Here is an 18,489-nt window from a genome sequence, read left to right on the forward strand (position 1 = left end):
ACAGCCCGTAAGGACCCGCCTGCCATGACCAAGCCTGTCGACCACGGCTTCCGGATGCCCGCCGAGTGGACGCCCCACGAGCGCACCTGGATGGCCTGGCCCAGCCCCAACCCCACCTTCACCAACGCGCAGGAACTCGCCGAGGCCCGCGAGGCCTGGGGCGCCGTCGCCCGCGCCGTCCGCGCGTACGAGCCGGTGACCCTCGTGGTCTCGCCCGGCGACGCGGAGAGCGCCCGCGCCATCGTCGGAGACGACGTCCAGCTGGTCGAGCAGGAGCTCGACGACGCCTGGATGCGCGACATCGGCCCGACCTTCGTCACCAACGACGCCGGCGAGCTCGCCGCCGTCGACTGGACCTTCAACGGCTGGGGAGCCCAGGAGTGGGCCCGCTGGGACCACGACTCCAAGATCGCCCGCCATGTCTCGGACGTGATCGGCACCCGCACCTACAGCACCCAGCTCGTCAACGAGGGCGGCGCCATCCACGTCGACGGCGAGGGTACCGTCCTGCTCACCGACACCGTCCAGCTCGGCGAGGGCCGCAACCCCGGCTGGACCCGCCGGCAGGTGGAGGCCGAGATCCACGCCCACCTCGGCACCACCAAGGCGATCTGGCTCCCGTACGGCCTGGCCGGCGACTACGGCACCTACGGCACCCAGGGCCACGTCGACATCGTCGCCGCCTTCGCCCGCCCCGGCGTCGTCATGGTCCACACCCAGCCCGACCCGGCCCACCCGGACCACGAACGCTGCAAGACCATCGCGGCCGTCCTGCGCGCGTCCACCGACGCCCGCGGGCGGCAGCTGGAGGTCGTGGAGGTCCCGGCGCCGACCGTGCTGGAGGAGGACGGGGAGTGGGTGGACTACTCGTACATCAATCACTACCTGTGCAACGGCGGTGTCGTGCTGTGCGCCTTCGACGACCCTCGTGACGAGGAGGCCGCAGAGATCTTCCGCGGACTGTTCCCCGAGCGCACCGTGACCCTCGTCGACGCACGTACGATTTTCGCCGGGGGTGGCGGTATCCACTGCATCACCCAGCAGCAGCCGAAGGTCTGATCCGCAGACGACCGGCAGCCGACCGACAAGGAGTGGGTCCATGGTGGCGGGTGGAGTACCGGTACGCGCGGCGCGGAAGAACGCGCCCCCGCGCGAGGACGTACTCGTCGCCGCCATGGCCACGATCGCCGAGCGCGGCCTGGAAGGCCTGACCATGGCCGGACTGGGCCGCGAGGTCGGCATGAGCAGCGGCCACCTCCTCTACTACTTCCGCAGCAAGGACGAGCTCCTGCTGCAGACCCTGGAGTGGAGCGAGGCGGAACTGGGCGGCGAGCGGCGGGCCCTGCTCGCCCGCCGCGGTCCGGTGAGCGAGCGCCTGCAGGCGTACGTGGACCTGTACGTGCCCACCCGCCCCCGCGACCCGCACTGGACGCTGTGGCTGGAGGTCTGGAACCGCTCCCAGAACGCGGGTCCCCAGGAGCGGGACCGGCAGGCGGCCATCGAGGGTGCCTGGCACCGCGACCTGGTGGCCCTCCTCGCCGAGGGCATCTCGCGCGGGGAGTTCCGCCCGGTCGACGCCGAGCGCGTCGCGACCCGGATCCGGGCCCTGCTCGACGGATTCAGCATCCAACTGGCGGTGGGCCTGCCGACCCTGGACCGCACGGCGATCCTCACCCACGTGAGGGAATTCCTGGTGGAAACCCTCTCCCCGCAGCACTAGGGCCTGTCCGTGGACCGCCCGCGCGACGCGTTGCCCGCATGGTGAGATACCTGTCCATCGACGGTGGACGATGTGGCAGACTGCCGGCGTGCCTGCTCAGCTCATGATTATCGCCAGCAGCGCGCCGGTCCCCAGTGGCCGCTGAACCGCGGAAGAACTTCGCGGAAGCGGCCACCGTGCCTCGGACCCGCGCGCAGACCTCTCGCTACCCGCGAGAGGTTTTTTCGTTTCCCGGACCATCCGTACCGGGAGCGGACCGCGCGCGATGATGGGGGCAGTGACGGCGGCCTGCCCCCTCAGGCGGGCATCCGGAACCACTCATCCGACAGGAGTCAGATCAGCATGACGACGACACCAGAGGCGGCGACTGCGCTGTCCGAAGGCCTGGACGACAGCTTCCACGTCTTCGACACCACCCTGCGCGACGGCGCGCAGCGCGAGGGCATCAACCTCACCGTCGCCGACAAGCTGACGATCGCCCGGCACCTGGACGACTTCGGAGTGGGCTTCATCGAGGGCGGCTGGCCCGGCGCCAACCCCCGGGACACCGAGTTCTTCTCCCGCGCCCGCGCGGAGATCTCCTTCAAGAACGCCCAGCTCGTCGCCTTCGGCGCGACCCGGCGCGCGGGCGGCTCGGCCGCCCAGGACCCGCAGGTGCGGGCCCTGCTGGAATCCGGCGCCCCGGTCATCACGCTCGTCGCCAAGTCCCACGACCGTCACGTCGAACTCGCCCTGCGCACCACCCTCGACGAGAACCTGGAGATGGTCCGCGACACCGTCTCCCACCTGGTCGCCCAGGGCCGCCGCGTCTTCGTCGACTGCGAGCACTTCTTCGACGGCTACCGGGCCAACCCGGAGTACGCCAAGTCCGTCGTCCGCACCGCCCACGAGGCCGGCGCCGACGTGGTCATCCTCTGCGACACCAACGGCGGCATGCTGCCCGCCCAGGTGACCGCGACCGTCGCCACCGTCCTCGCCGACACCGGGGCCCGCCTGGGCATCCACGCCCAGGACGACACCGGCTGCGCCGTCGCCAACACCCTGGCCGCGGTGGACGCCGGCGCCACCCACGTCCAGTGCACGGCCAACGGGTACGGCGAGCGCGTCGGCAACGCCAACCTCTTCCCCGTGGTCGCCGCCCTGGAGATCAAGTACGGGCGCAAGGTGCTCCCCGACGGGGCGCTCGCCGAGATGACCCGCATCTCGCACGCCATCGCCGAGGTCGTGAACCTCGCCCCCTCCACGCACCAGCCCTACGTCGGCGTCTCCGCCTTCGCGCACAAGGCGGGCCTGCACGCCTCGGCCATCAAGGTCGATCCGGACCTCTACCAGCACATCGACCCCGAGCGGGTCGGCAACACCATGCGGATGCTGGTCTCCGACATGGCCGGCCGCGCCTCCATCGAGCTCAAGGGCAAGGAGCTCGGCGTCGACCTGGGCGGGGACCGCGCGCTGATCTCCCGGGTCGTGGAACGGGTCAAGGCGCGCGAGCTCCAGGGCTACACGTACGAGGCGGCCGACGCCTCCTTCGAGCTGCTGCTGCGCGCCGAGGCCGAGGGCCGCGCCCGCAAGTACTTCCGCATCGAATCCTGGCGCGCGATCATCGAGGACCGCCCGGACGGCACCCACGCCAACGAGGCCACGGTCAAGCTGTGGGCCAAGGGCGAGCGGATCGTCGCCACGGCGGAGGGCAACGGCCCGGTCAACGCGCTGGACCGGGCGCTGCGGGTGGCACTGGAGCGGTTCTACCCGCAGCTCGCCAAGTTCGAGCTCGTCGACTACAAGGTCCGCATCCTGGAGGGAACGCACGGCACGGAGTCCACGACCCGCGTGCTGATCGCGACGACCGACGGCGAGCGCGAGTGGTCCACGGTCGGTGTGGCCCCGAACGTGATCGCGGCGTCCTGGCAGGCCCTGGAGGACGCGTTCACCTACGGCCTGCTGCACGCGGGCGTCGAACCGGCCGAGTAGCGCGCGCCGGGTCGGTGTCCGCCGGACCCCACCTCGCCGGGCTTCGGCCCGGCGAGGCCCTTATGTCCAGCTCACACGGGAAAGTGACGGTTCCGGTAGCGTCTTCGATATGAAGACCAGGCTGATGTCCGTACGCTTCGGATCGCTGCTGGCCGGTCTGCTGCTGGGGCTGTCGGCGACCGCGCTCGTCGCCGCGCCGCAGGCGTCGGCGGCCGACGGGGTCGCCGCCGTGGGGGAGGCCCTCGAAAAGGGTCCGGTCTACGTCGCCCCCGGAGCCGAGGCGCAACTGTCCACGGCCCAGGCGGACGCGCTCGCGAAGAAGATCAAAGACGCGGGGAAGCCCGTGTTCGTGGCCGTGCTGCCGGCGACCGCCGAGTTCCCGCCGGACAAGGTGCTCGGCGCGGTCCGTGCCGAGACCGGGATCACCGGTCTCTACGCGATCCGGCTCGGCGACGGCTTCGATGCCGGTGCCGACCGGGTGGTCATGCCGAACAACGCCGTACGCAACCTCACCGAGGCCGTGAAGACCGGCGCACCGGTCACCGCGAACACGCAGCTCAACAACTTCGTGGATCAGGCCCTGACCCAGGTCAAGGGCGGCGCCCCCGCCTCCTGGGGCACCACCGGAGCCGATCAGGGCGCCCCGGTCGGCGGGCTGATCGCCCTCGGTGCGGTGGCCGTGGTGGGCGGCGGCGGTGCGTACGCGCTGGTCCGCCGTAACAGGAAGAAGAAGGAAGAGACTCGGCGCGAGGCCATCGCCCGGCTGAGCGTGGTCGTCGACGAGGACATCACGGCCTTCGGCGAGGAGCTCGAACGGCTCGACTTCCACCCCGGCGAGCCCGGCGCCGACGACGCCATGCGGAGTGACTACGAGCAGGGGCTCGACTCGTACGAGAAGGCCAAACAGATCATGGCCTCGGTGCAGCGCCCCGACGAGGTCAAGGGCGTGACCCAGGCGCTGGAGGACGGCCGCTTCGCGCTGGCCACCCTCGACGCGCGCCGACAGGGCAGGCCGCTTCCCGAGCGCCGTTCGCCCTGCTTCTTCGACCCGCGCCACGGGCCGAGCACCGAGGACGCCACCTGGGCTCCGGCCGGCGGGGCGGCCCGTACCGTGCCGGTCTGCACGGCGGACGCCGTACGACTGCGCGACGGTCAGGACCCGGCGGTCCGCACGGTCGACACGGACCGTGGGCCGCGTCCGTACTACGACGCCGGCCCGGCGTACGGTCCCTGGGCCGGCGGGTACTTCGGCGGCGGCATCCTGCCCGGCCTGTTGGTGGGCACCATGCTCGGTTCGATGATGTCCAGCCCCGCCTACGCCTCGGACTTCGGCGGCGGCGCGGGCAGCGGCTTCGAGGGCGGGGACGTCTCCGGCGCCGACTTCGACCCGTCCGACTTCGGAGGCGGGGACTTCGGCGGCGGTGGTTTCGACGGGGGCGGCGGCTTCGACGGCGGGGGCGGCTTCTGACCGCCCCCGGTTCCGGCGTCCCGGCGGTCGATCGTCAGGCCTGCTTGATGGCCGAGATGTCGAAGGTCAGCTTCACCTTGTCGCTGACCATCACACCGCCGGCCTCCAGGGCGGCGTTCCACGTCAGGCCCCAGTCGGAGCGCAGGATCTCGGTGGAGCCCTCGAAACCGACGCGCTCGTTGCCGTAGGGGTCGGTGGCCGAGCCGTTGAACTCCAGGTCGATGGAGAGCGGGCGCGTGACGTCCTTGATGGTCAGCTCACCGGTGATGCGGTAGGCGTCCCCACCGAGCTGACGCGCCTCGGTGGAGCGGAAGGTCATCAGCGGGAAGGTCTCGGCGTCGAAGAAGTCGCCGCTGCGCAGGTGACCGTCGCGGTCGGCGATGCCGGTGTCCACGGAGGCGATCTTGACGTCGATGGAGGCGGTGGAGCGGGCCGGGTCGGCGCCGTCCAGGTGCAGGGTGCCCTCGTGCTCGGTGAAGGCCCCGCGGACGTTGGTGACCATCGCGTGGCGGACGGTGAAGCCGATGCTGCTGTGGGCGGGGTCGATGACGTAGTCACCGGTGAGGGCGGCGAGCGCCGGGTCCACCGCCAAGGTGGCGACGGCGGCGCCGTCCTGGACGTTCACGTTCTGGTTGCGGCGGGTGAAGAGACCCATGACTTGCTCCTCGGTCGTGTCCTGCTCGGTTCGAATAGTCTGTTGAATCTTCAACGACTTCAACGAGGGCGACGCTAGACCCATTCCGTTCAAATTTCAACATCTAGGCGAGGTGTCAGGTCTTTTTGTGAAGGTCCCACAACGGGCGAGTGCCCCGTCTGGCGGAGTCCGTACATCCACCGGGCGTACTGTGCGGGCCGGACAGCGGAAGACTCCCGAGACTGTGCGGAATGAACGGAGGTTTTTCATCGCGATCTTCGTAAGGTCGGTACATGACCGTTGTGGACCAGACCCCGAGCGAGCCGACGGACGCCCGCGGGCGCGTGGCCGAGCTGCACTCGTTGCGTGAGCAGGCGAGGCGTGGACCGAGTGACCGCGCGACCGAGACGCAGCACGCGAAGGGCAAGCTGACCGCTCGTGAGCGGATCGCGTTGCTGCTCGACGAGGGTTCCTTCCGGGAGGTCGAGCAGTTGCGCCGGCACCGGGCGACCGGGTTCGGCCTGGAGAACAAGAAGCCCTACACCGATGGTGTGATCACCGGGTGGGGCACGGTCGAGGGCCGGACGGTCTTCGTCTACGCGCACGACTTCCGGATCTTCGGTGGCGCTCTGGGTGAGGCCCACGCGACGAAGATCCACAAGATCATGGACATGGCCATCGCGGCGGGTGCGCCGCTGGTGTCGTTGAACGACGGCGCCGGCGCCCGTATCCAGGAGGGCGTCTCGGCGCTGGCCGGGTACGGCGGTATCTTCCAGCGCAACACCAAGGCCTCGGGTGTGATCCCGCAGATCAGCGTGATGTTGGGCCCGTGCGCGGGTGGCGCGGCGTACTCGCCGGCGTTGACGGACTTCGTGTTCATGGTCCGTGAGACCTCGCAGATGTTCATCACCGGCCCGGACGTGGTCCGCGCGGTGACCGGCGAGGAGATCACCCAGAACGGCCTCGGTGGCGCGGACGTGCACGCCGAGACCTCGGGCGTCGCGCACTTCGCGTACGACGACGAGGAGACCTGCATCTCCGAGGTCCGCTACCTCATCTCGATGCTGCCCTCCAACAACCGCGAGAACCCGCCCGTCCACGAGACGTCCGACCCGGCCGACCGGCGCAGCGAGGTCCTCCTGGACCTGGTCCCCGCGGACGGGAACCGCCCGTACGACATGCTCAAGGTCATCGAGGAACTCGTCGACGAGGGCGACGTCCTGGAGATCCACGAGCGGTGGGCCCGCAACATCATCTGCGCGCTGGCCCGGATGAACGGCCAGGTCGTCGGTGTCGTCGCCAACCAGCCCGGCCACCTCGCCGGTGTCCTGGACATCGAGGCCTCCGAGAAGGCCGCCCGCTTCGTGCAGATGTGCGACGCCTTCAACATCCCGATCATCACCCTGCTGGACGTCCCCGGCTTCCTGCCGGGCGTCGACCAGGAACACGGCGGCATCATCCGCCACGGCGCCAAGCTGCTGTACGCGTACTGCAACGCCACCGTCCCGCGGATCAGCCTGATCCTGCGCAAGGCCTACGGCGGCGCGTACATCGTCATGGACTCCCAGTCGATCGGCGCGGACATCACCTACGCCTGGCCGACCAACGAGATCGCCGTGATGGGTGCCGAGGGCGCGGCCAACGTCATCTTCCGCAAGCAGATCGCGGACGCCGAGGACCCCGAGGCCATGCGGGTGCGCATGGTCAAGGAGTACAAGGCCGAACTGATGCACCCCTACTACGCGGCCGAACGCGGCCTCGTCGACGACGTCATCGATCCCGCCGAGACCCGCGAGGTCCTCGTCAGCGCCCTCGCGATGCTCCGTAACAAGCACGCCGATCTGCCGTCCCGCAAGCACGGCAACCCGCCGCAGTAGCAGCGAAGGAGACCCGCCACCACATGACCACCGCCACCGACACCCTGCTCCGCGTCGAAAAGGGCAACGCCGCCCCCGAGGAACTCGCCGCGATCACCGCGATCCTCCTCGCCCGCGCCGCCGCCATGCCCGAGGAGACCCCGGTACGCCTGCCCGGCCAGGCCGGCTGGCGCCGTCTGGAGCGCACGCCCGGCTTCCGCGCCCCGCACAGCTGGCAGGGCTGAGTTCCCGAGCCCCGAAGGCCCCGCACCCGTCCAGGGTGCGGGGCCTTCCGCGTACCCGCCGTCGTACGTCGTACCCGTCGCCCTCCGCCGGGGCGCCGGCGGTGCGAAGCCCCGTAGGCGCCCGTGAGACGGCGCGGCCGTGGTGCGGGGGCTCCGCGACATGGCGAAGGCCCCCGCGTCGCGTGACACAGGGGCCTGTCGGGTGCCGTAGGGCTGCTACCGCAGGCGCGCCATGAGGGCGTGCTCGACGAGCGTGATGAGCGCGCTCTTGGCGTCCGCGCGGTGGCGGGCGTCGGTGGTGATGATCGGAGCGTCCGGGCCGATCTGCAGGGCCTCGCGGACTTCCTCCGGTGTGTAGGCCTGGTTCCCGTCGAAGCCGTTGAGGGCCACGACGAACGGCAGGCCGCTGTTCTCGAAGTAGTCGACGGCGGGGAAGCAGTCGGCGAGACGGCGCGTGTCCACGAGGACGACGGCGCCGATGGCGCCGCGGACCAGGTCGTCCCACATGAACCAGAAGCGGTCCTGGCCCGGGGTACCGAAGAGGTACAGGATCAGGTCCTGGTCGAGCGTGATGCGGCCGAAGTCCATGGCGACGGTGGTGGTCGTCTTGTCACCGGTGTGGGTGAGGTCGTCGATCCCGGCCGAGGCGCTGGTCATCACGGCTTCGGTGCGCAGCGGGTTGATCTCGGAGACCGCGCCGACGAACGTGGTCTTGCCCACGCCGAAGCCGCCCGCCACCACGATCTTCGCGGAGGTGGTGGAGCGGGGAGCCGCTCCGCCGTTAGAGCTTGCGAAGTCCACTGAGCACCCTTTCGAGCAGTGTCACATCTGGCTGGCCACCGGCAGACTCGTCGCCGCCGGGCTGGTGAATGGCGACAAGGCCCGCCTCCGCCAGGTCGGCGACGAGGATGCGGGCGACACCAAGAGGAATGGAGAGAAGTGCCGAGATCTCCGCTACGGATTTGATCTCCTGGCACAGGCGGCAGATGCGCTGGTGCTCGGGCAACTGCCCTTGCAGACGCGCGGGATCCGCCGTGGTACTGACCAGCGCCTCGATGGCGAGCTGGTAGCGCGGCCGAGTACGGCCGCCGGTCATGGCGTACGGACGCACCAGCGGGTTGTGGGCCTTCGGCGCCGGCTGCCGCGCGGCGCGCGGAGGCTGCTGCTGAGGCATCTGGTACTGGGGCTGCTGGGGCTGTCCGTACTGCTGCTGCTGGTAGGGATGCTGCTCCGGTACCGGCCGGCTGGGCGCGGAGGGAAAGTTGAAGCGGTTCTGGTCGTGCCCACCCTGCGGCTGCTGCGCGCCGCCATAAGGATGTCCTCCGGGTGTTGTCACGTTTCCTCCTCCGACTCCAAGAACGCAGTACTCCCTGTGGAACCGCGCCACCGCACCCTATGGTGCGATGGCGCGAAACGCACTGCCTGTCTGCTAGTTGAGAAGACTTCCTTGCAGCTCGGCACGCAGATCCGGAGTGAGGACACTGCCCGCGCGATCCACCAGAAGAGCCATCTCATAGCCTACGAGGCCGATGTCGCACTCCGGGTGCGCGAGCACCGCGAGGGACGATCCGTCCGAGACGGACATGAGGAAGAGGAACCCTCGGTCCATCTCGACCACGGTCTGGTTGACGGCGCCACCCTCGAAGATGCGGGAGGCACCGGCGGTCAGCGAGGTCAGTCCGGAGGCCACGGCCGCCAGCTGATCGGCGCGGTCGCGCGGAAATCCGTCGGACATCGCCAGAAGAAGGCCGTCGGCGGAGACCACCACCGTGTGGGACACCCCAGGGGTGTTGTCCACGAAGTTGGTGATCAACCAGTTCAGGTTCTGTGCCGCCTGGCTCATCGGGCTCACACTAACGCTCCTGGTCATAGCTGTTACTTGACTGCTCAGAACCCGCGCTGCGTCCCTGCTGGACACCGCGCCGCAGGTTGCTCAACCTGCCGCGGACGTCCTCCGGAGCGCGGGAGACCTGGGGGCCGCCCTGCGGGGTCGTCTCCGCTGCGCCCTCGACCAGGTTGGCCTTGGGCACTCGCCGAGGGAGACCGGACGGGGTGACCCCGCCCGCCTTCGGCTCACGGAGCTTTCCGGCCTGCTGCCAGCGTTCGTCGTTGCGCGAACGCCAGGCGGCGGTGCCTTCAGTTCCCTCCGGTGCCCGCTCCGTTTCGGCGGGCTGCTGCTGACGCGGCGACCGCTGTTCGAAGAGGGATCCGGTGGACTCCGCTTCCTGCTTCCCGGGCGGCCACTGCTGCTGGCTGCCGCGTCGCGGCAGGCCCGCTCCGGTCATCGCGTGACCGGTGTCGGCAGCGGCACCCGGACGGTCGAAGCCTACGCGCTCCGGAGCCGGTTCGGGGACGGCCTGGGATTCCGATTCGGTCCCGTAATCCTGCTGGTAGGCAGCCGGATACGTGTTCTGTTCGGGCCATTCGGCCTGCCCTGACCTGGCATCGAAACCATTGTCGTAGCCCTGGGAGGCCGACTGCTGGTCCGCGTAGCCGTCTTCCGTATAGCCGTAGTCCTGCTGCGGGTACGCCTCGTAGCCCTGCTGTGCCTGCTGAGCCTCGTAGGAGGTGTCGTAGGCCTGCTCGGACTGCTGCTCGTAGCCCTGGTACTCCTGGTACCCGTGCTCCGGCTGAGGTTCCGGATACTCCTGGGCGGAGTACTGCTGCTGTTCCTGCGGGTAACCCACCTGGGCCGCCAGGGCGGCTCTGCGTTCCTGCTGTCCCAGGGACCGGCCGACCGGGTCGGCGGCAGTGCCGTCGGAGCCCTGCTGGTCGTACCGCGAGTCGTCGAAGCCGAGCTCGGCGGCGGTGCGCAGCGGGGGCGCCTGCTGGGCCTGCTGCTCCGGAATGATCTGCGAGACCGTGAAGTCGTCGTCCGGGATGCCCTCGCCACCGCCACCGTGGGTGATGGCGTCGGGGAGCATGATCAGCGAAGTGGTACCGGCGGCCTCGCCCGAGGGGCGCAGCTGGACACGGATGCTGTGGCGGTCCGCCAGCCGGCCGACCACGAACAGACCCATGCGCTGCGAGATCGCGGCGTCCACGGTCGGCGGGTTGGCCAGCTTGTGGTTGATGTCCGCGAAGTCCTCGGCGGTGAGGCCGATGCCCTTGTCGTGGATCTCGACCATCACGCGGCCGTCGGGCAGACGCGTGGCGTTGACGCGGACCTTGGTCTGCGGCGAGGAGAACGTGGTGGCGTTCTCCAGGAGCTCGGCGAGCAGGTGCACGAGGTCGGTCACGGCCTGGCCGTGGATCTCGGCCTCCGAGACACCGGAGAGCTCGATGCGCTCGTACTGCTCCACCTCGGAGGAGGCGGCGCGCAGCACGTCGACGAGCGGGACCGGCTGGTCCCAGCGGCGGCCCGGCTCCTCGCCCGCGAGGATGAGGAGGTTCTCGCCGTTGCGGCGCATGCGGGTGGCCAGGTGGTCCAGGCGGAAGAGGTTCTCCAGCTGGTCCGGGTCGGCCTCGTTGTTCTCCAGGTCGGTGATGAGGGTCAGCTGGCCCTCGATCAGCGACTGGTTGCGCATGGAGAGGTTGGTGAAGATCGCGTTGACGTTCCCTCGCAGGAGCGCCTGCTCGGCCGCGAGCCGGACCGCTTCCCGGTGGACCTGGTCGAAGGCGCGCGCGACCTCGCCGATCTCGTCCTGGGAGTCGATGGGGATCGGGTGGACACGGGTGTCCACCTTGCCGGGATCGGTGCGCGAGAGCTGGTCGACGAGCATCGGCAGGCGCTGCTCGGCGATGTCGAAGGCGGCGGTGCGCAGGCGGGCCATCGCGCGGCCCATCTGGCGGGCCATCATGCCGGCCAGGATGAAGGCGGCGAGCAGGGCCACGACCACGATGGCGCCGTTGACGATCGCGTCCGTGCGGGCGTCGTCGGAGACCGCGACGGCGTCCTTGACGGCCTTGTCGAGGAGTTCCTTCTCGACCTCGTCGTACCCGTCGAACTTCGCGGTGGCGGCGGCCTGCCAGAAGGCGGGGGTCGCCCCGGTCTCGGAGAGCTTCTTCTTGCTCTCGCTGTTGGCGATCGCGTCGGTCATGCCGAGCAGCGCCGAGTCCTGGATCGTCGGCGGGGGCACGAAGCGGACGCCGGCCTGCTCGGCCTGGTGCTTCGCCTCGGCGATCTTGGCCGCGCCGTCCTCGGACTTCTTGGCCATGACCGCCTTGAGGCGGTTCACGTCGTCCTCGGTACCCGCCGCGACGTACTCGCCGATGGCGATCTCTTCGAGGTAGGCGTAGGAGGAGAAGGCCACGAGCTGGGCCTTGCGGGTGTTCTCGTCGGCGCTCGGGCGCACCAGCAGGTGCGTACCGACGGAGCGCTGCAGCGAGTTCGCCGCCTTGGCCAGCTGGATCGCGTAGACCATGCGGCCGTACGAGGTCACGTTGCCGGTGCCGAGACCGAGCTCGTTCGCGAACTGCATGAGGTAGTGCTGGACCAGCACATAGCCCTCTTCGGTCGGGATGGGCCCGGCCGTCCTGGGCAGATCCTTCTTGGGGCTCTCGATGGCCGCCTGGTACGCCTTGTCGCGTACGGCGTCCAGCTTGGGCTCCTCCGCGCGGAAGAGGTCCAGGCGTCGCTCCAGGCCGAGGTTCTTCGGCATGTCCTGGACGGCCTTGTCGAAATTCTCCTTGGCCGCGGTGGTGTCCGCGTAAGCCTTGAGGACCCTCGGGTCCTTCGTCTGGCCGTTCAGGAGGGGCTCGGCGGTCAGGTCACGCTCGTTGAGCAGTGCCTGGCTGTAGCCGGAGGCCGCCTGGACGACCGTGGCTATCTTCTCGGCGTCCTTGGCCTCGTTCCAGGTGTCGATGGAGCCCTTCACCTGGAAGCCGCCCATGACCAGACCCACGAGGGCCGGCACGAGCAGGATGGCGTTCAGACGGGTCGGCACACGCCAGTTGCGGGGCGAGAACCTGCTGCTGCTCCCGCTGCTCGCGGGCGGGTCCACGGGCACGTCGACGGGCGACGCGGCCGCTCGCGGCGGCGGGGTGAAGTTGCCGCGCGCGGGTTCATCCGCGGGGCTTGCGATGCTTCGCCTCACTCGACCAACAACCTCTCGGCGGTGCTACTAGCTAGTTCGTTGAATTCCAGCACGGTTGACGGCCGTGTTCCAAACAGTTGAAACCGGCCGTACCCAGAAGCTTATGCCCTACATAAATCGGACATAGAGAGCGTCCTGCGGCAAAAATAGGGGCAGTTGTGCGCGCAGTGGCACCAGGCGACCGCACCCCGTTGCCAAGTGGCCGTAATTCCATGTCGAAACGTTATGAACGAGAGGGGCGGGCCGTGTCGTATGACACAGCCCGCCCCTCCCGCGTGACAACTGAAACCGTGTTACTTGAGCCGCGCCATGAGGGCGTGCTCGACGAGCGTGATGAGCGCGCTCTTGGCGTCCGCGCGGTGGCGGGCGTCGGTCGTGATGATCGGAGCGCCGGGACCGATCTGCAGGGCCTCGCGGACCTCCTCCGGCGTGTACGGCTGGTGCCCCTCGAAGCCGTTGAGGGCCACGACGAACGGCAGGCCGCTGTTCTCGAAGTAGTCCACCGCCGGGAAGCAGTCGGCCAGACGGCGCGTGTCCACGAGGACGATCGCGCCGATGGCGCCGCGGACCAGGTCGTCCCACATGAACCAGAAGCGGTCCTGGCCCGGGGTACCGAAGAGGTACAGGATCAGGTCCTGGTCGAGCGTGATGCGGCCGAAGTCCATGGCGACGGTGGTGGTCGTCTTGTCACCGGTGTGGGTGAGGTCGTCGATCCCGGCCGAGGCGCTGGTCATCACGGCTTCGGTGCGCAGCGGGTTGATCTCCGACACGGCTCCGACGAACGTGGTCTTGCCCACGCCGAAGCCGCCCGCCACCACGATCTTCGCGGAGGTGGTGGAGCGGGGAGCCGCTCCGCTAGATGTTCCGAAGGCCACTGAGCACCCTTTCGAGCAGCGTTACATCCGGCGTGCCGCCGGCCTCTCCATTGCCCGGCTGGTGGATGGCCACCATTCCGGCCTCCGCCAGGTCGGCGACGAGGATCCGGGCGACACCGAGCGGCATCGACAGCAGTGCGGAGACCTCGGCGACCGACTTGACCTCGCGGCACAGCGTGCAGATGCGCTGGTGCTCGGGGAGCAGGCCGGACAGGTGCATCGGATCGGCGGTGGTGCTGACCAGCGCTTCTATCGCGAGCTGGTAGCGGGGCCGGGTCCGGCCGCCGGTCATCGCGTACGGACGCACCAGCGGCTGATCGCCTTCCGAGTACGAGTCTCCGTACGAATCGGAGTAGGCGGGGGGCGGGGTCATTGATCCTCCGGGCTGGACAGCAGTGGTCAGCGTGCCGTCTTACGGGGCGGCCGGTGGGGGGAACGGGATGACGGCCTGGCGGGCGTACTGGATTCAGGGGCGGGGCCCCGATCTCCCGGCCGGTAGTACCGTCCGGCCGGGAGAGTGGGAAGTCAGCCGAGCAGGCTTCCCTGCAGTTCGGCGCGCAGGTCCGGGGTGAGGACACTGCCCGCGCGATCCACCAGAAGAGCCATCTCGTAGCCCACGAGGCCGATGTCGCACTCGGGGTGCGCCAGTACGGCCAGCGAGGATCCGTCCGAGACGGACATGAGGAAGAGGAATCCTCGGTCCATCTCGACCACGGTCTGGTTGACGGCGCCACCCTCGAAGATGCGGGAGGCACCGGCGGTCAGCGAGGTCAGTCCGGAGGCCACGGCCGCCAGCTGATCGGCGCGGTCGCGGGGGAATCCTTCGGACATCGCCAGAAGGAGTCCGTCGGCGGAGACCACCACCGTGTGGGACACCCCAGGGGTGTTGTCCACGAAGTTGGTGATCAACCAGTTCAGGTTCTGTGCCGCCTGGCTCATCGAACTCAACTAACGCTCCTGCTGGTAAGTGGGGTCGATGTGGTAACTGCCGGTCGCCGGTCCGTTGTTGCCGGCCTGACGGCCCTGCTGGATACCGCGTCGGAGGTTGGTCAGACGGCCACGGACGTCGTCCGGGGCGCGCGAGACCTGGGGACCCGCCTGCGCCTCGGCCTGCTGCTGCGCGGTGCCGGCCACGAGGTTCGCCCGCGGGACCCGGCGGGGCAGGCCCGAGGTCGTGATGCCGCCTGCGGCGGGCTGACGCACGCGTTCGGCCTGGCGCATCAGTTCGTCGTTCGGCGAGGACCGCCAGCTGACGGTCGGCGTGGTGCCGGTCGCCGTGGTGGCGGACTCCGCGGCCTGCTCCTGGCCGCGCTTCGGCAGCGGCTGCTGCTGAGGCGCCGGGGCTGCCGGAGCGGACTGCTGACCCTGCTGGGGGATGGTCGTGGCCGGTCCCTGCGCGGGGGGCTGCTGCCCCTCCTCGCGGAACCAGTTCGACTCCAGGGTGTCGAAGATCGGGCTACGGGCGTCGCCGGAGCTCGGGGCCGGGGGCAGGGCCTCCGGCCGGTGGGCCTGCGGCAGCCGCGGGGTCTCGGGGCGCGCGGCCGGCGCGGGTGCGTACCCGTTGCCGGCCTGCGGAGCCTGAGCCTGGGGCTGCTGCGGGGCGTGACCGCCGACACCGGGGCCGCCGGGACGCTGGGGCTGGTAGCCCGGGCGCTCGAACTGACCGGTGGTGGACGGGTTCATGGGACCCCGCACGTCCGGACGCTCGAACTGTCCGGTCGTGCTGTTGCCGCCGTCCGCCTGGGGCATCGGGGCGTTGAAGTCCGGGCGGGCGAACTCGGCCGTCGAGCCGGGGCCCGAGAGCTCGTCGTGACCGCGGGCCTGGTCGCTGCCCCAGCTGGTGGCCTGCGGGCCGGGGAGCTCCGCACGGGGAGCCCCACCACGCGGCGGGAGCTGCGGGCGCGGGCCGTTCGGAGCCGGCGGCGCGGGAGCGGTCGGCTGCTGGGGCTGCTGCTGCGCCTGCTGCGGCTGCTGCTGGGGACGCTCGAAGCCGTTGCCCTGCGGGTATCCGGTCGGACCGGAAGCCGGACGGGCCTGCGGGCCACCACCGAATCCGGCACTGGCGACCGGACCGCGGGCCGGCAGCGGCGCACCGGAACCGAAGGCACCCTGCCCCTGACCCGCGGTGGTCGGACCCTGCTGCGGACGGCCACCGGGAGCACCGGGACCACCCTGCTGCGGGCGACCGCCCTGCGGACCCTGCGGACGCTGACCGGCGCCGCCGTCGCGACCCGGCAGAGCGGCGCGCTGGCCGCCACCGGCGACCTGACCGCGCTGCGGGCCCGAGCCCACGGATGGACGCGCGGGCGCACCGCCCACGGCACCCTGCGCACCGGGAGCACCCGGAGCGCCACCGGGGCCGCCCTGACCACCCTGGCCCGGCATCGGAGCCGGCTTCTTGCCGCCCTGGGCGACGTCGACCGGCAGCATGACGAGGGCCGTCGTACCACCCGAGTCGGAGGGGCGCAGCTGGATGCGGATGCCGTGTCGCAGGGACAGGCGGCCGACCACGAACAGGCCCATGCGGCGGGAGACGGAGACGTCCACGGTCGGCGGCGACGCGAGTCGCTCGTTGATCGCGGCGAGGTCCTCGGGGGAGAGGCCGATACCGGTGTCGTGGATCTCGACGAGCACGCGCCCGTCGGGCAGCGCGTGACCGGTGACCTTGACCTTGGTCTGCGGGGAGGAGAACGAGGTGGCGTTCTCCAGCAGCTCGGCGAGGACGTGCACGAGGTCGTTGACCACGCGGCCGGCGACATCGGTGCCGGGCACCGAGGCCAGCTCGACACGCTCGTACTGCTCCACCTCGGAGGCGGCGGCACGGAGCACGTCGACCAGCGGGACGGGGCGGGTCCACCGGCGGCCCGGCTCCTCACCCGCGAGGACGAGGAGGTTCTCACCGTTACGGCGCATGCGGGTCGCGAGGTGGTCGAGCTTGAAGAGCGAGGACAGCTGGTCCGGGTCGGCCTCGCGCGACTCCAGCTCGGAGATGAGCGAGAGCTGGCGCTGGATGAGGCCCTGCGAACGACGCGAGAGGTTGGTGAACATCGCGTTGACGTTGCCTCGCAGGAGGGCCTGCTCGGCGGCGAGGCGGACGGCCTCGCGGTGCACGTCGTCGAAGGCCGCGGCCACCTGGCCGATCTCGTCGCGGGTGTGCAGACCGACGGACTCCACCGTCGTGTCCACGTCCTGCGGGTCGGACTCCGAGAGCTGCTTGACGAGCTCGGGCAGCCGGTCCTGGGCGACGCGCGTGGCGGTGTCCTGCAGGCGGCGCAGCGAGCGGATCATCGAGCGGGCCATGACGAAGGCGCCGACGAGGGAGACACCGAGGACGAGGAGGATCAGGGCACCGTTGATGATGGCGTCCTGCTGGGCCTCGTTCTTCAGCTCACGGGCCTTCTGCTCCATCTCCTCGAGCAGCGTCAGCTCGATGACCTTCATGGCCTGGAGCTTGGTGCCGTCGGCGTCGTACCAGTCGAGCCACGAGCGGTTCTTCTCCCGGAGGAACGCGTCCTGGCTGGCCAGGACACGGCGGGAGTAGCCGTCGGCGGTGGAGATCTCGGAGTTGCTGTCGCCCAGACCGGCGAGGAGCTCCTCGGTGCGGCCCTGGTAGACGAGTCCGAAGGTGGTCTTCGCCTGCTGCTCGCCCTTCTGGGCGGAGAGGGCGTAGAGCCGGTCGTTCTCCTTCAGCTCACCCTGACGCTCATTGGTGTCGGGGAGCGAGGCGGCGATGATCGCGCGCTGGATGGAGGCGTACTCCTTGGCGGCGGAGAACGCGGCCAGGGCACGGGTACGCTTGATCATCTCCGGGTTGGAGGTGGCCTGCGCCATGTCCTGGGAGAGCGAGAGCAGCGAGACGATGACAGCGTTGTACTCGGAGACGGTCTGCTGGGCGCCGTTGACGTAGGCCCGGGTGCGGATCGTCTCGATGTTGGTGAGCTGGCGACCGATCTGCAGGACGTTGTTACGGATCGACCGGAGGGTGTCGTCCTTCTCGCCCGTGCTGTCGACCTTGTCGGTCGCGGCGGCGAAGGCCTTGGCGGCGGTGTCCGTCTGCTGACGGACGACGTCGACCTGGCTGGTGGTCCTGCCCTTGGAGAGGGAGAGCGGACCCGCGGAGAGGTCGCGCTCCTCCTGGAGCATGGCGGCCAGGTTGGTGGCCTGTCGCGTCATCGTCGTCAGCAGCTGCATGTGCTCCAGCTGCGCGATGTCGTTGAGCGAGTCGTTGATACGGAAACCACCGAGCGTGGTGGCGGCGACGACCGGCAGGGTCAGCAGCGACACCAGTCGCGTGCTGATGCGCCAGTTCTGCATGGCGAGACGAGAACCGGGCCCGCTGGGGGCCTTCGGTATCGCCACGTCCTGCTCAGCCGGTCCGGCAGGCCCGGCGGGTGCGGCTTTCGCCTTGACCCTGGCCTTCACGGACTTCCCACGGCCCTTCGCCTTCACCGCGGCGGAGGTGTCGGGGCCTGCGCCTTCGACAGCCGGCCCGCGGTTCTGGGCGTGCTGGGGCGAGGAGCCACGGTCGGTCCCGCCGCGCGGCTCCTGCTCCGCCGCAGCGCTGCCATCCCTCTTGAATCGTCCCTGCACTAGCGTCGCAACCTCTGGACCAGGCGTCCCGCCGGGCGACCGGTGGGACGGTGTCGAGTCGTGGGGCACTTGCCGCCCCATGGTGGTCGTCGGT

15 protein-coding genes are annotated in these 18,489 nt (G+C 70.0%); 6 read left to right on the plus strand and 9 right to left on the minus strand.

Going from position 1 to position 18,489, the window contains the following annotated elements; all coding sequences use genetic code 11:
* The first annotated feature begins 24 nt into the window (after positions 1-24).
* From OG624_RS28475 to OG624_RS28490, 4 genes are all read left to right on the plus strand, one after another.
* A complete protein-coding gene (locus OG624_RS28475; RefSeq protein ID WP_033227187.1) occupies positions 25-1,059 on the plus strand; it encodes an agmatine deiminase family protein in 1,035 nt (344 codons plus the stop codon).
* Positions 1,060-1,099: 40 nt separating this feature from the next.
* Positions 1,100-1,720 (plus strand): TetR/AcrR family transcriptional regulator, encoded by a 621-nt coding sequence (locus OG624_RS28480; protein ID WP_161291887.1) that lies wholly within the window; start codon positions 1,100-1,102, stop codon positions 1,718-1,720.
* 342 nt (positions 1,721-2,062) lie between these two features.
* A complete protein-coding gene (cimA, locus tag OG624_RS28485; protein ID WP_033227184.1) occupies positions 2,063-3,691 on the plus strand; it encodes a citramalate synthase in 1,629 nt (542 codons plus the stop codon).
* A 109-nt stretch (positions 3,692-3,800) separates the two neighbouring features.
* Positions 3,801-5,159 carry a hypothetical protein gene (locus tag OG624_RS28490; RefSeq protein WP_033227182.1) on the plus strand — a complete coding sequence of 453 codons (1,359 nt, stop codon included), beginning with the start codon at positions 3,801-3,803 and terminating at the stop codon, positions 5,157-5,159.
* Positions 5,160-5,193: 34 nt separating this feature from the next.
* Here OG624_RS28490 and OG624_RS28495 read toward each other — a convergent pair whose 3' ends face one another.
* Complete coding sequence (locus OG624_RS28495) at positions 5,194-5,814, minus strand: YceI family protein (RefSeq protein WP_033227181.1); 621 nt, start codon at positions 5,812-5,814, stop codon at positions 5,194-5,196.
* Between the two features lie 272 nt (positions 5,815-6,086).
* Here OG624_RS28495 and OG624_RS28500 point away from each other — a divergent pair, with 272 nt between their 5' ends.
* Complete coding sequence (locus OG624_RS28500) at positions 6,087-7,670, plus strand: acyl-CoA carboxylase subunit beta (RefSeq protein WP_326749043.1); 1,584 nt, start codon at positions 6,087-6,089, stop codon at positions 7,668-7,670.
* A gap of 23 nt (positions 7,671-7,693) precedes the next feature.
* Complete coding sequence (locus OG624_RS28505) at positions 7,694-7,894, plus strand: acyl-CoA carboxylase subunit epsilon (RefSeq protein WP_033227346.1); 201 nt, start codon at positions 7,694-7,696, stop codon at positions 7,892-7,894.
* 216 nt (positions 7,895-8,110) lie between these two features.
* On the opposite strand, the gene OG624_RS28510 is transcribed toward OG624_RS28505, so the two are convergent.
* From OG624_RS28510 to OG624_RS28545, 8 genes are all read right to left on the minus strand, one after another.
* Complete coding sequence (locus tag OG624_RS28510) at positions 8,111-8,695, minus strand: GTP-binding protein (RefSeq protein ID WP_161288290.1); 585 nt, start codon at positions 8,693-8,695, stop codon at positions 8,111-8,113.
* Complete coding sequence (locus tag OG624_RS28515; RefSeq protein WP_033227211.1) at positions 8,676-9,230, minus strand: DUF742 domain-containing protein; 555 nt, start codon at positions 9,228-9,230, stop codon at positions 8,676-8,678. Before OG624_RS28515 ends, OG624_RS28510 begins: the two co-directional genes overlap by 20 nt.
* A gap of 93 nt (positions 9,231-9,323) precedes the next feature.
* On the minus strand, positions 9,324-9,737 hold the full coding sequence (locus tag OG624_RS28520) for a roadblock/LC7 domain-containing protein (protein WP_030037347.1): 414 nt from the start codon (positions 9,735-9,737) through the stop codon (positions 9,324-9,326).
* Positions 9,738-9,747: 10 nt separating this feature from the next.
* Positions 9,748-12,930, minus strand: a complete 3,183-nt coding sequence (locus OG624_RS28525) for a sensor histidine kinase (protein ID WP_051764067.1) — start codon at positions 12,928-12,930, stop codon at positions 9,748-9,750.
* 293 nt (positions 12,931-13,223) lie between these two features.
* Positions 13,224-13,805, minus strand: coding sequence for a GTP-binding protein (locus OG624_RS28530; RefSeq protein ID WP_046776286.1), 582 nt, complete (start codon positions 13,803-13,805; stop codon positions 13,224-13,226).
* Positions 13,786-14,178, minus strand: coding sequence for a DUF742 domain-containing protein (locus OG624_RS28535; RefSeq protein ID WP_030014827.1), 393 nt, complete (start codon positions 14,176-14,178; stop codon positions 13,786-13,788). The genes OG624_RS28530 and OG624_RS28535 overlap by 20 nt, the downstream gene beginning before the upstream one ends.
* Before the next feature lie 152 nt (positions 14,179-14,330).
* A complete protein-coding gene (locus OG624_RS28540; protein ID WP_030708442.1) occupies positions 14,331-14,744 on the minus strand; it encodes a roadblock/LC7 domain-containing protein in 414 nt (137 codons plus the stop codon).
* A gap of 9 nt (positions 14,745-14,753) precedes the next feature.
* The gene (locus OG624_RS28545) at positions 14,754-18,395 is read right to left on the minus strand and encodes a nitrate- and nitrite sensing domain-containing protein (protein ID WP_371639960.1); all 3,642 of its coding nucleotides are present in this window, start codon (positions 18,393-18,395) and stop codon (positions 14,754-14,756) included.
* Between the last annotated feature and the right edge of the window lie 94 nt (positions 18,396-18,489).

It is taken from the genome of Streptomyces virginiae (assembly GCF_041432505.1).
Classification (GTDB): Bacteria; Actinomycetota; Actinomycetes; order Streptomycetales; family Streptomycetaceae; genus Streptomyces; species Streptomyces virginiae_A.

Excerpts from the sequence above, each read along its gene's own strand:
- OG624_RS28500 (WP_326749043.1), top strand. The coding sequence starts at position 6,087 with ATGACCGTTGTGGACCAGACCCCGAGCGAGCCGACGGACGCCCGCGGG.
- OG624_RS28505 (WP_033227346.1), top strand. The coding sequence starts at position 7,694 with ATGACCACCGCCACCGACACCCTGCTCCGCGTCGAAAAGGGCAACGCC.
- OG624_RS28495 (WP_033227181.1), bottom strand. The coding sequence starts at position 5,814 with ATGGGTCTCTTCACCCGCCGCAACCAGAACGTGAACGTCCAGGACGGC.
- OG624_RS28540 (WP_030708442.1), bottom strand. The coding sequence starts at position 14,744 with ATGAGCCAGGCGGCACAGAACCTGAACTGGTTGATCACCAACTTCGTG.
- OG624_RS28520 (WP_030037347.1), bottom strand. The coding sequence starts at position 9,737 with ATGAGCCAGGCGGCACAGAACCTGAACTGGTTGATCACCAACTTCGTG.
- OG624_RS28535 (WP_030014827.1), bottom strand. The coding sequence starts at position 14,178 with ATGACCCCGCCCCCCGCCTACTCCGATTCGTACGGAGACTCGTACTCG.
- OG624_RS28475 (WP_033227187.1), top strand. The coding sequence starts at position 25 with ATGACCAAGCCTGTCGACCACGGCTTCCGGATGCCCGCCGAGTGGACG.
- cimA (WP_033227184.1), top strand. The coding sequence starts at position 2,063 with ATGACGACGACACCAGAGGCGGCGACTGCGCTGTCCGAAGGCCTGGAC.
- OG624_RS28480 (WP_161291887.1), top strand. The coding sequence starts at position 1,100 with ATGGTGGCGGGTGGAGTACCGGTACGCGCGGCGCGGAAGAACGCGCCC.
- OG624_RS28490 (WP_033227182.1), top strand. The coding sequence starts at position 3,801 with ATGAAGACCAGGCTGATGTCCGTACGCTTCGGATCGCTGCTGGCCGGT.